The organism is Nocardia sp. NPDC056064 (genome assembly GCF_042266925.1).
GTDB lineage: Bacteria > Actinomycetota > Actinomycetes > Mycobacteriales > Mycobacteriaceae > Nocardia.
Genome location: NZ_JBHJWO010000001.1, coordinates 4,211,305 through 4,223,649 on the forward strand (window position 1 = coordinate 4,211,305; position 12,345 = coordinate 4,223,649).

10 protein-coding genes are annotated in these 12,345 nt (G+C 68.3%); 6 read left to right on the forward strand and 4 right to left on the reverse strand.

What is annotated here, in order from left to right; genetic code table 11:
* Window positions 1-39: 39 nt before the first annotated feature.
* Both ACFC06_RS19500 and ACFC06_RS19505 read left to right on the forward strand, forming a co-directional pair.
* A complete protein-coding gene (locus ACFC06_RS19500; protein ID WP_375932893.1) occupies window positions 40-768 on the forward strand; it encodes an NUDIX hydrolase in 729 nt (242 codons plus the stop codon).
* A complete protein-coding gene (locus tag ACFC06_RS19505) occupies window positions 765-1,958 on the forward strand; it encodes a MarP family serine protease (protein ID WP_375932896.1) in 1,194 nt (397 codons plus the stop codon). The genes ACFC06_RS19500 and ACFC06_RS19505 overlap by 4 nt, the downstream gene beginning before the upstream one ends.
* A 55-nt stretch (window positions 1,959-2,013) precedes the next feature.
* On the opposite strand, the gene ACFC06_RS19510 is transcribed toward ACFC06_RS19505, so the two are convergent.
* The 4 genes from ACFC06_RS19510 to acs all read right to left on the reverse strand — a co-directional run bounded on the left by ACFC06_RS19510 (window position 2,014) and on the right by acs (window position 6,870).
* Window positions 2,014-3,000: an alpha/beta fold hydrolase gene (locus ACFC06_RS19510; protein WP_375932899.1), complete on the reverse strand. Its 987-nt coding sequence runs from the start codon at window positions 2,998-3,000 to the stop codon at window positions 2,014-2,016.
* A gap of 55 nt (window positions 3,001-3,055) precedes the next feature.
* Window positions 3,056-3,544: a phage holin family protein gene (locus tag ACFC06_RS19515; protein ID WP_375932902.1), complete on the reverse strand. Its 489-nt coding sequence runs from the start codon at window positions 3,542-3,544 to the stop codon at window positions 3,056-3,058.
* Window positions 3,541-4,773 (reverse strand): Na+/H+ antiporter NhaA, encoded by a 1,233-nt coding sequence (gene nhaA, locus ACFC06_RS19520; protein ID WP_375932904.1) that lies wholly within the window; start codon window positions 4,771-4,773, stop codon window positions 3,541-3,543. The genes ACFC06_RS19515 and nhaA overlap by 4 nt, the downstream gene beginning before the upstream one ends.
* A 147-nt stretch (window positions 4,774-4,920) precedes the next feature.
* Window positions 4,921-6,870: an acetate--CoA ligase gene (gene acs, locus ACFC06_RS19525; RefSeq protein ID WP_375932907.1), complete on the reverse strand. Its 1,950-nt coding sequence runs from the start codon at window positions 6,868-6,870 to the stop codon at window positions 4,921-4,923.
* A 281-nt stretch (window positions 6,871-7,151) separates the two neighbouring features.
* Here acs and ACFC06_RS19530 point away from each other — a divergent pair, with 281 nt between their 5' ends.
* Genes ACFC06_RS19530 through ACFC06_RS19545 form a run of 4 tightly spaced genes read left to right on the forward strand, consistent with a single transcriptional unit; the run spans window position 7,152 to window position 12,230 of the window.
* A complete protein-coding gene (locus ACFC06_RS19530; protein ID WP_375935630.1) occupies window positions 7,152-8,702 on the forward strand; it encodes an ABC transporter substrate-binding protein in 1,551 nt (516 codons plus the stop codon).
* Between the two features lie 12 nt (window positions 8,703-8,714).
* Window positions 8,715-9,641 carry an ABC transporter permease gene (locus ACFC06_RS19535; protein WP_375932910.1) on the forward strand — a complete coding sequence of 309 codons (927 nt, stop codon included), beginning with the start codon at window positions 8,715-8,717 and terminating at the stop codon, window positions 9,639-9,641.
* A complete protein-coding gene (locus tag ACFC06_RS19540) occupies window positions 9,634-10,563 on the forward strand; it encodes an ABC transporter permease (protein WP_375932913.1) in 930 nt (309 codons plus the stop codon). Before ACFC06_RS19535 ends, ACFC06_RS19540 begins: the two co-directional genes overlap by 8 nt.
* The gene (locus tag ACFC06_RS19545) at window positions 10,560-12,230 is read left to right on the forward strand and encodes a dipeptide ABC transporter ATP-binding protein (RefSeq protein ID WP_375932916.1); all 1,671 of its coding nucleotides are present in this window, start codon (window positions 10,560-10,562) and stop codon (window positions 12,228-12,230) included. Before ACFC06_RS19540 ends, ACFC06_RS19545 begins: the two co-directional genes overlap by 4 nt.
* Window positions 12,231-12,345: the final 115 nt, after the last annotated feature.

The following is a 12,345-nucleotide window of genomic DNA, read 5'->3' on the forward strand; positions in this document are numbered from 1 at the left end:
GGTGGCGGCAGTGCGGACGGTCGGATAGAAGGCGATGGCGTGAACGGTGTGACGAGGCTCGACGATTCCGGTATCCCGTCGTGGTTGCACACCGCGATCAGATCCGGCGAACCCGACGCCGACGACACCCTCGCCACCTCCCGCGCGCTGCGCCGGGCCATGTCGATCACCGGGAAACCGCGCCAGGCCGCCGTGCTCGTGCTCTTCGGCGGCGCGGCCGACCCCGCCGACGGCACCCAGAGCGGCCTGCCCGCCGACGCCGACGTCCTGCTCACCCAGCGCGCCTCGACCATGCGTCAGCATCGCGGTCAGATCGCCTTTCCCGGCGGCGCCGCCGACCCCGGCGACGACGGACCCGTCGGCACCGCCCTGCGCGAGGCCGCCGAGGAGACCGGGCTCGATCCCGGCGGTGTCCAGCCGTTCGCTGTGCTGCCGAAACTGTTCGTCCCGCCCTCGAAATTCGATGTCACCCCGGTGCTCGGCTACTGGCGGGCACCCAGCGCGGTCGGCGTCGTCGATCCCGCGGAAACCGAGCGTGTCGTGCGTGTCCCGCTCACCGAATTACTCGATCCGGCACACAGATTCATGGTGCGTGGCAGTCTCGGCTACCAGAGCCCCGCGTTCCAGGTGGACGGCATGCTGGTGTGGGGCCTCACCGGCGGTATCCTCGCCGGCATCATCAAAACAGCGGGCTGGGAACGAGACTGGGATCGGGGCGACGTGCGTGACTTGGAGAGCTCGTTGGCTGCGGTCGGAATGACACTGTGAGCGCCTCGGTCTGGCTTGATATCGCGGTGGTGTTGATCGCGTTGGTCGCGGCGTCCACCGGGTGGCGGCAGGGGGCGGTGGCCTCGGCGCTGGCGTTCTTCGGCGTCGCCCTGGGCGCGGTCGCGGGCATCCTCATCGCGCCGCACATCCTCCAGCACCTCAGCGAGGGGCGCAGCCGGGTGCTCGGCGGCATCCTGCTCATCGTGCTGCTGGTGATCGTCGGCGAGGTCGCGGGCATGGTGCTCGGCCGGGCCGCGCGCTCGAGCATGCGGCATCCGGTGGCACGCGGGGTCGACAGCGTGGTCGGCGCGGTGTTGCAGGCGGCGACCGTGCTGGTCGCGGCCTGGCTGCTGGCGTTGCCGCTGGCCACCGCCTCACAGCCGGGCATCGCCCAGGCCATCAACGGTTCGCGTGTGCTCGCCGATGTCAACGAGGTGGCGCCGAACTGGCTGCGCAAGCTGCCCAACGAGTTCTCCCGGCTGCTCAACACCTCCGGGCTGCCCGATGTCATCGGGCCGTTCGGGCGCGCGCCGATCGCCGCGGTGGAACCACCGGACCCCAGCGTGCTCGCCAGCCCTGTCGCGGCGTCGCTGCAGCAGAGTGTGCTGCGGATCCGTGGTGTCGCGCCGAGCTGCCAGCGGGCGCTGGAGGGTTCGGGCTTCGTGGTCGCGCCGGAACGGGTGATGACCAACGCGCACGTCGTCGCGGGTACGAACAGTGTCTCCGTCGATACCGCGCGGGGTGCTCTCGACGCGACCGTGGTGCTGTTCGATCCGTCCAAGGACATCGCCGTGCTCGCGGTACCGGGGCTCACGGCGCCGGTCGTCCCGCAGGCACCCGGGCCGGCGAGTTCGGGTGAGAGTGCCATCGTGCTCGGGTATCCGGGGGGCGGTCCTTACACGGCCAGTGCCGCGCGGGTGCGCGAGACGCTCGATCTGACGGGGCCGACCATTCATCGTGACGGGACTGTCGAGCGTGAGGTGTACACGGTGCGCGGTCAGGTTCGGGCGGGTAACTCGGGTGGGCCGCTGGTCGATACTGAGGGGCAGGTGCTGGGTGTTGTGTTCGGTGCGGCTGTCACCGATGACGACACGGGGTATGTGCTGACGTTGAACGAGGTCGCTTCGGAGCTGGCTGCGGCGGCGCCGAGTAGTACGCCGGTGGATACGGGTGCTTGTGTGCTGAGTTAGGTACTGGCCCGGGGCCGTTGTTCGACGGCCCCGGGCATGGTCGCGGTGCGTTGGCCTACGGCGAGACCAGGTCGTCCTTGGGGGTGCCGTTGACGCCGTTCTGTTCGCGCCAGCGGGTGGTCAGTTCCTGGTTGACCCTCGTGGGGTTCTCCTGGTGGGCGTAGTGCCCTGCGTCGGGGATCGATACCAGGGTTCGGGCGGGGGACCAGCGGGCGCCACGGTGGACGGTGGCGGGCAGCAAGTAGGGGTCCTGGTCGCCGCGCAGGGCCAGGACGGGGATGTCGATGGGGGTGCGCATGGTCGCCATGAAGCGCTTGCCGTCGGGGCGCCATTGGGAGCGGAAGGCCCAGCGCTGGTACTCCAGGGCGCAGTGCGCCACGCCGGGGATGCGGACGGCGTGGCGCATGCGGGCGGCGGTTTCGGTGAATTCGGCGCCGCGCGACCAGCTCTCGCCGACCCGCTCGCGCAGCAGGCGCTCCACCTCGGCGCCGTCGCGGCGGGTGAGCAGGTGTTCGGGGTAGCGGGGCAGCTGGTAGCGCAGGAAGTCGGGCAGCCAGGTGGCGCGCTGGGCGGAGTCGCGCAGGACGGCCTTCTTCAGCGCGGCGGGGTGCGGCGAGCCGATGACGGCGATCGAGCGCACCAGTCGCGGATGCAGCACGGCGGTCGCCCAGCAGACCAGTCCGCCTTCGGCGTGGCCGACCAGGGTCGCCTCGGTGTGCCCGAGCGCGCGGACCAGGCCCGCGATGTCACCGGCCAGGGTCCAGCCGTCGTAGCCGCGCGGGGGTTTGTCGGAATCGCCGTATCCGCGCAGGTCCACGGCGACGGTGCGGTAACCGTGGTCGGGCAGCCCGGTGAGCTGGTGACGCCACGACCACCAGAAGTCGGCGAAACCGTGCAGGAGCAGGACCAGGGGCGCGTCGGCGCGCCCGGGCGGGTCGGCCTCAACGACGTGGAAGCGGATTCCGTTGGCGTGCACGTCACGGTGGGTCCAGGGTCCGTCGTAACGGACGCTGGACGGATCCGGGAATGAATTGGACGACACGCCGATCGAGCCTAGTAGGCGGGTCCGGCTGGTGCGACCGGGCCCGCCCGGCGCGTCATCGGCGGGTCGACTTCTCCAGCGCGGGCGCGCTCTCGCGGTGGGTCAGCGCCTGCGGCAGCACCTCGGCGGTCTGCTTGAGCGAGCCGATCGTCTTCTCCGGCGCGCGCAGCTTGCGCACCTTGAGCCAGCCGAGGAAGCCGAGCAACGCGGTGGTGAGGACCATCAGCGCGAACACGATCAGGAACGCGGCCCAGCGGTAGAGCCACACATCCAGCAGTTCGGCGAGGAAGAAGAAAAAGAAGAACGAGCTGAACAGCAGCACCGTCAGCGCGAGGATGAAGAAGACGCTGCCGGTGAGTCCCTTGCGGACTTCGGCGGTCACCTCGGCCTTGGCCAGCGCCACCTCGGCGCGCACAAGGGTCGACATCTGCTCGGTCGCATCGCGGACCAGACTGCCGATACTGGCCGATCCGGGCGGATTGGCGTCGGTCAACGGGATGGAAGTGACCGTCCGACCGTCATTTCCGCCTTGGGTGTAACTCACTTCGTCGACCCTTCTCTGTCCGGTGGTAGTTCGTCCGCGTCACGGCGCGCCTGGTGCACACGTCCTCGGCGCAACAGTAGCGCCGATCCGATCAGCGATGCTGCCATGGAGGTCACCAGAACGGCCGCCTTCGCGAGATCGATGGCTTCCTCGCCGATATCGGCCAGCGCGAGTTCCGCCACCAGAAGGCTAACGGTGAACCCGATCGCGCCCAGTACCGACAGGGCGAACATGTCGCGATATCCCAGTCCGGCAGGGCGTTTTACCCAGCCGAGCCGGATCGTCACCCAACTGACACCGAAGATGCCGATCGTCTTGCCCAGCAGCAGCCCCAGCATGATCGCCAGCGACAACCGCTCGGTGAACAGCGAACCGAACACCGCGCCGTCGAGCGGCACGCCCGAGGCGAACAGCGCGAACAGCGGCACGCACACCCCCGCCGACAGCGGCTGCACGACGTGTTCGAGGTGGGTCGCCGGTGCCATCGGCTCGCCCGGGTCCGCGCGCACCCGGGTGAGCAGGCCCAGCGCGACACCGGCCAGCGTGGGATGGATGCCCGCCTCGTGCAGCGCGTACCAGCACACCAGCGCGATCGGCAGATACACCAGCGGCGTGTGCAGCCGGAACTTCTGGGCCAGCGCCCAGGCCGCGCAGCAGGCCAGCGCCGCCAGCAGCCACAGCAGCGACAGCGAGGCGGTGAACAGCACCGCGATGAGCACGATCGCCAGCAGGTCGTCGACCACGGCCAGGCTCAGCAGGAACACCCGCGCGCTGGGCGGGATGCGCGAGCCGGTCAGCGCGAGCACCGCCAGCGCGAAGGCGATATCGGTGGCCACCGGGATCGCCCAGCCCTTGTCCATGCCCGGCACGCCGTGCCCGACGATCAGCGCGATCACCGCCGGGGTCACCACCCCGCCGACCGCGGCGACCACCGGCAGCGCGGCCCGTTTCGGATCGGCCAGCTCCCCGACGACGAACTCGCGTTTGAGTTCCAGCCCCGCGACGAAGAAGAAGACGGCCAGCAGTCCGTCCTTGGTCCAGTCCGCCAGCGTGAGGTCCAGGTGCAGCGCGGGAATGCTCAGCGGGGTGTCGACCATCGTCTGATAGCTCGCGCCCCACGGTGAGTTCACCCAGATCAGCGCGACCGCGGCGGCGATGAGCAGCAGCGCTCCGCCGACGGTTTCGGTTCGGAGATAGCGGGTCAGTTCGGATCGCACACGGGTGATCAAGCGCGGGCCTCTCGGCAGGGGTGGACTCGGCTGCGGGCGCTCCTCCACCCGGATTCACGACCGCACGCCGACCAGACTTCCCGGCACACCTGGCACCGATCCTAACGGACCCAGTCGGCGGCTCACCCGCCGCCGACCGGGCGCGGCTCAGTTGCCGCCCGCGCGAATCGCCTCGAAAACGCCCGGATCCACCAGCGTGGAGGTGTCCCCGAGCTCGCGTCCCTCGGCCACATCGCGCAGCAACCGGCGCATGATCTTGCCGCTGCGCGTCTTGGGCAGTTCCGGCACCAGATGGATCTCGCGCGGCTTGGCGATCGGGCTGATCTGCTTGGCGACTTCGGCTTTCAGCTCGTCGACCAGGCCGGGCCCCGCAGTGCCCGCCGACTCGCCCGTCAGGATGACGAAGGCGACGATGCCCTGCCCGGTCGTGTCGTCGCTGGCGCCGACCACCGCCGCCTCGGCCACGGCCGGGTGCCCGACGAGCGCCGATTCGACCTCGGCGGTGGAGATGCGGTGCCCGGAGACGTTCATGACGTCGTCGACGCGGCCGAGCACCCACAGGTCACCGTCGGCGTCGAGTTTGGCGCCGTCACCGGCGAAGTACCAGCCCTGCTCGGCATAGCGCTCCCAGTAGGTGGCCCGGTAGCGGTCCATATCGCCCCAGATGCCGCGCAGCATCGACGGCCACGGCTTGTCGAGCACCAGGTACCCGTTGGCCTCGGTCTCCCCGAGCTGCACCGGCTTGCCCTCTTCGTCGACGACCTTCGCCGAGATGCCCGGCAGGGGTCGCATGGCCGCGCCGGGTTTGGTCGCGGTGACACCCGGCAGCGGCGAGATCATGATGGCGCCGGTCTCGGTCTGCCACCAGGTGTCGACCACGGGGGTCTTGTCGGCCCCGATGACGCTGCGGTACCAGCGCCAGGCTTCCGGATTGATCGGTTCGCCGACCGAGCCCAGGACCCGCAGCGACGTGAGGTCGTGGGCGTCGGGGATCTCTCGCCCCCACTTCATGAAGGTGCGGATCAGCGTCGGTGCCGTGTAGTAGATGGTGACGCCGTATTTCTCGATGATCTCGAAGTGGCGGTGTTCGTTGGGCGAGTTGGGGGTGCCTTCGTAGACGACCTGGGTGGTGCGGTTGGCCAGTGGTCCGTAGACGATGTAGCTGTGTCCGGTGACCCAGCCGATGTCGGCGGTGCACCAGTAGACATCTCGGCCGGGTTTGTGGTCGAAGACGTTGTGGTGGGTGTAGGCGGTTTGGGTGAGGTAGCCGCCGGTGGTGTGCAGGATGCCTTTGGGTTTTCCGGTGGTGCCGGAGGTGTAGAGGATGAACAGGGGGTGTTCGGCGGGGAAGGCTTGTGCTTGGTGGGAAGGTGAAGCGACGGAGACGGTTTCGTCCCACCAGAGGTCACGGACCTCGGTCCACGGCACCTCCAGACCCGTCCGGCGCACCACGAGCACGTGCTCGACACTCGTCGGATCGGTGCCGAGGGCTTCGTCCACGGCATCCTTGAGCGGGGCGGGCCTGCCGCGCCGCCACTGTCCGTCGGTGGTGATGATCAGCCGTGCCTCGGCGTCGTCGACCCGCTGACGCAGCGCGCTGGGGGAGAACCCGGCGAACACCACCGAATGCGTGAGACCCAGCCGCGCGCAGGCCAGCATCGACACGATGGCCTCGGGCACCATCGGCATGTAGATCGCGACGCGATCCCCGGCCTCCAGCCCGAGCTCGATCAGGTAGTTCGCGGCGCGCGAAACCTCGTCGAGCAGTTCGCGATAGGTGATGTCGCGTGAATCGCCGGGCTCGCCTTCCCAGTGGATGGCGACCTGGTCGCCGTGCCCGTCGATGACGTGGCGGTCCACGCAGTTGTAGGCGACATTGAGCTCGCCGTCGGCGAACCAGCGGGCGACGGGGGCGTCGCTCCAGTCGAGCACCTGGGTGAAGGGTGTGTGCCAGTGCAGCCGGTTGGCCTGCTCGGCCCAGAAGCCGTCACGCTCGGTCTCGGCCTGCTCGTACAGTGCGGCGTGCGCGTTGGCCGACGCGGCGAACTCCGCGCTCGGCGGGAACGAGTCCGGGTGTCCTGCAGCGGTTTCGGTCATGTCGATTCAGCCTCACATGCCTCGTGCGGTCGGGTCGGTCGCGAGGGCGCCAGCCCTGCTCCCTCGACACTAGTCAACGCACCCGGCCCCGCGCGGCGGTTGTATCGCGCAGGTTTCGCCGGTGGGTTCATCCGATGACTTCCCGGACAGATCCGCCGTTCCCGGGCTATCGTTTTATCTCAACCGTTCAGCTGATGGTTCCGAGAATTGTTCATTTATTTCGGGAGACCGCGTTGAGATTGACCAGAGCGACCGCATTGTTCGCCGCCACCGTCACGGCCATGGGCCTCGCACTGGCAGCCTGTAGCGCCGACGACAGCGCCGACGCGGCCATCGTCACCACCAACGGGGCGGAGCCGCAGAATCCGTTGGTGCCCACCAATACCAACGAGAACATGGGTGGTCGCGTGGTCGATCGCCTGTTCGCCGGGCTCAAGTACTACGACGCCACCGGTGAGGCGCACGACGAGATGGCGGAGAGGATCGAGACCGCCGATCGCAAGTCCTACCGCATCACCATCAAGCCGGACTGGAAATTCACCGACGGCACCACGGTGACCGCGAAATCATTCGTCGACGCGTGGAACTACGGCGCACTCGCCACGAACGCACAATTGCAGAGTTATGTCTTCACGCCCATTGTCGGATTCGACGAAGTGAATTCCGAGAAACCCACCGCGCAGACGATGTCGGGCCTGAAAGTGGTCGACGATCGCACCTTCACGGTGGAATTGAAATCACCCTCGATCGATTTCGAGAGCGCCCTCGGATACGCCCCGTTCTACCCGCTGCCGGAGTCGGCGTTCGCGGACATGAAGGCGTTCGGCGAGAACCCGGTCGGCAACGGCCCCTACGCCTTCGAATCCTGGGAACACAACGTCAAGATCGACCTGAAGCCCAACCCGGACTATCCCGGTGGCCGCCCGGCCAAGAACAAGGGCCTGCGCTTCGTCATGTACCAGTCCTTCGAAACCGCCTACGCCGACCTGCAGGCGGGCAATCTCGACACCCTCGACACCATCCCCGACAGCGCGCTGACCTCCTACAAGAGCGATCTCGGCGACCGCGCGATCACCAAGCCCACCGCGCAGAACCAGCACATCGGCATCCAGACCACCGTGCCGCATTTCGGTGGTGAGGAAGGCGTGCTGCGCCGCAAGGCGATCTCGATGGCGATCAACCGCCCGCAGATCAGCGAGAAGATCTTCAACGGCCTGCGCCTGCCCGCCCGCGATTTCACCGCCTCCACGCTGCCCGGATTCCAGGGCGACCTGCCCGGTTCCGAGGTGTTCGACTACAACCCCGACCAGGCCAAGAAGCTCTGGGCCCAGGCCGACGCCCTCGCGCCGTGGTCGGGCAAGTACACCATCACCTACAACTCCGACGGCGGCCATCAGGCCTGGATCGAAGCGGTGGCCAACAGCATCAAGAACACCCTCGGCATCGATGCGGTCACCAATCCGGTCCCGACCTTCAAGAACGTGCGCGACGCGGTGAACGCCAAGACCATCGGCACCGCCTTCCGCTACGGCTGGCAGGGCGATTACCCGACGATGATGCAGTTCCTGTCCTCGCAGTACTACAGCTACTCCGAGACCAACAATGTCGACTACGACAATCCCGAGGTCGACCGGCTCTTCGACGCCGCCATGGCCGCAGCCACCCAGCAGGAGTCCTACCAGCTGATCGCGCAGGCACAGACCATCATGATCAAGGACATGGCCGATATCCCGGTGTTCGACTACGTCGCCGCCGCGGGCCGCTCCGACCGCGTGACCAAGGCCGAATTGGCCTGGAACGGCCTGTTCGACTTCGAGAACATCGAGAAATAGGCACACGGAGCGATGGCCTGGTACATACTGCGGCGCCTGCTCCAGATGATCCCGGTGTTCCTGGGCGCGACGCTGCTGATCTACGCGATGGTGTTCCTGATCCCCGGCGATCCGATCAAGGCGCTGGCCGGGGAGAAGCCACTCACCCCGGCGGCCGAGGCGGCCCTGCGCGCCCGGTACCACCTCGATCAGCCGTTCATCGTGCAGTACCTGCACTACCTGAAAGGAATTCTCACCCTCGATTTCGGCACCTCGTTCTCGGGCAGGCCGGTGCGCGCCGAACTGGAACGCGCCTTCCCGATCACCATCAAACTGGCGTTTCTCGCGGTGTTCATCGAGGGCGTGTTCGGCATCGTCTTCGGGCTGATCGCCGGCTTGCGCAAAGGTAAGCTGTTCGATTCGACGATGTTGATCGCGAGTCTGGTGCTGATCGCGCTGCCGGTGTTCGTCGTCGGCTATCTCGCGCAGTTCTTCCTCGGGGTGAAGTGGGGGATCGCGCCGGTGACCGTCAGCGGGAAGGCGAGTCTGGGTGAGCTGCTCGTGCCGGCGTTCGTGCTCGGGTCGCTGTCGTTCGCCTATGTGCTGCGGCTGACCCGGAACTCGGTGGCGGAGAACAAATCCGCCGACTACGTGCGCACCGCGACGGCCAAGGGGCTGGGCCGCAGGCGGGTGGTCACCGTGCACATCCTGCGCAATTCGATGATCCCGGTGGTCACCTTCCTCGGTGCCGACTTCGGCGCGCTGATGGCGGGCGCCATCGTCACCGAGGGCATCTTCAACATCCCCGGCGTCGGCGGCACGCTCTACCAGGCCATCACGCGCGGCGAGCCGCCGACGGTGGTGTCGTTCGTGACGGTGCTGGTGGTGATCTTCCTGGTGATGAACCTGCTCGTCGACCTGCTCTACGCCGCGCTCGACCCGAGGATCCGTTATGCATGAGAGTCAGCGGCATTTCGTGGCCCCGCCCGACGAGGTGGAGGTGCTCGCCACCGACCGGGTCACCGACACCGGCACCCCGACGAGCATCTGGGGCGACGCCTGGCGCCGGTTGCGCCGCAATCCGGTGTTCCTGGTGGCGGTGGTGCTGATCGCGCTGGTGCTGCTGATCGTGGTCTGGCCGTCGCTGTTCACCGGGCAGGACCCGCGCCTGTGCCTGGGTGAATACGGCATGGACACCCCGCGATCGGGTCATCCGTTCGGATTCGACAAGCAGGGCTGTGACATCTACGCCCGCACGATCTACGGCGCCCGCGCCTCGGTGAGCGTGGGAGTCGGCGCGGCATTGCTGTTCCTGCTGGTCGGTGGGGTGCTCGGCGCGCTGGCCGGATTCTTCGGCGGCGTACTCGACGCGATCGTCTCGCGCGTGGCCGAGGTCTTCTTCGCCATCCCGATGGTGCTGGCCGCGATCGTGCTGCTGCAACTGCTGCGCCCGGCCACGGTGACGACGGTGATCCTGATCCTGGTCGCCTTCACCTGGCCGCAGGCCGCGCGCATCGCCCGTGGCGCGGTGATCGAGGCCAAGAACAGCGAATACGTCACCGCGGCCGAGGCGCTGGGCGTCTCCCGGCTGGGCACGCTGGGCAGGCACGTGCTGCCGAACGCGGCGGGCCCGCTGATCGTGGTGGCGACACTGTGGCTGGGCGTCTTCATCGTCACCGAGGCGACGCTGTCGTATCTCGGGGTCGGCCTGCCGCCCGAGATCGTGTCCTGGGGCACCGATATCGCCAGGGCCAAGAGCGAGATCCGCACCTCGCCGATCCTGTTCTATCCGGCGACCGCGCTCGCCGTCACCGTCCTGAGCTTCATCATGCTCGGCGACGCGGTGCGCGACGCGCTCGATCCGAAGGAGCGCACCCGATGAGCGAGCCCGAACCGCTGCTCGACATCCGCGACCTCGAGGTCAGCTTCACCACCGACGGCAAGCCGGTGCCCGCCGTGCGCGGGGTGAACCTCACCGTCTTCCCCGGGCAGACCGTGGCGATCGTCGGCGAGTCCGGCTCGGGCAAGTCGACCACCGCGCACGCGATCATCGACCTGCTGCCCGGCACCGGCAAGGTCACCGGCGGCCGGATCAGCTTCGACGGCACCGAGCTCACCACCGCCTCGGCCAAGGAGATCGTCGCGATCCGCGGCAACGGCATCGGGCTGGTACCGCAGGACCCGATGTCGAACCTGAACCCGGTGTGGAAGATCGGCTTCCAGATCCGGGAGACGCTGGCTGCCAACGGCATCGCCACCGGTGACGCCGCCCGCAAGCGCGCGATCGAGCTGCTGACCGAGGCGGGCATGCCCGACGCCGAACGCCGGGTCAACCAGTATCCGCACGAGTTCTCCGGCGGGATGCGCCAGCGCGCGCTCATCGCCATCGGCCTGTCGTGCCGGCCCAAGCTGCTCATCGCCGACGAGCCCACCTCGGCGCTCGATGTCACCGTGCAACGTCAGATCCTCGACCACCTCGACGGGCTCACCACCGAGCTGGGCACCGCGGTCCTGCTGATCACCCACGATCTCGGGCTCGCGGCGGAACGGGCCGAGCACCTGGTGGTGATGTATCGCGGCCGGGTCGTGGAATCGGGCCCGGCCCAGCAGATCCTGCGCGATCCACAGCACGAGTACACCAGGAAGCTGGTGCGCTCGGCGCCCTCGCTGGCCGCGCAGCGGATGTCGTCGTCGCGGCAGCGGGCCCAGGTGCGCGCGCAGGCGGTGGAGGTCGCCGAGCGCGAGGAACTGCCCGACACCGTGCTCGACGTGCGGAACCTGACCAAGGCGTTCAAGATCCGGGGCACCCGGCCGTGGCAGTCCACCGATTTCGTCGCCGTGAAAGACGTGAGCTTCACCGTCGAGCGGGGCACGACCACCGCCGTCGTGGGCGAGTCCGGCTCGGGCAAGTCGACGCTGGCACAGATGGTCCTCGGTCTGCTCGCGCCGACCTCGGGCAGTGTCGCCTTCGACGGACAACAGGTCGCGACCCTGGATCGCAAGCGCGCCTTCGCCTTCCGCCGCCGCGTCCAGCCGATCTTCCAGAACCCCTACGGCTCGCTCGACCCGATGTACTCGATCTTCCGCACCGTGGAGGAACCGCTGCGGGTACACAAGATCGGCACCGCCGCCGAGCGCGCGGCGGTGGTGCGCGACCTGCTCGACAAGGTGTCGCTGCCCGCCTCGGTGCTGCGCCGCTATCCCAACGAGCTCTCCGGCGGGCAGCGTCAGCGGGTCGCGATCGCCCGCGCGCTGGCCCTGTCACCGGAGCTGGTGGTCTGCGACGAGGCGGTCTCGGCCCTCGACGTCCTGGTCCAGGCCCAGATCCTCACCCTGCTCAACGATCTGCAGGCCGAACTGGGCCTGACGTATCTGTTCATCACCCACGACCTGGCCGTCGTCCGGCAGATCGCCGACAACGTGCTGGTCATGCGGGCGGGCGAGGTGGTGGAGGCGGCGACCACCGATCAGGTGTTCGCGGCCCCGGAACAGGACTACACGCGCGCGCTGCTGGAGGCGATTCCGGGCCGGGAGCTGCTCCTCGGCTGACCGGGGTGAAGCCGGGTGGCCGCGGCTGTGGCGCGCGTGGGTGACGCTGCCCGCCGGTGTCCGGACCGCACAACCCGCGTCGAGGCGGTATGCCGGGCCGGAATTCAGCGTGCGG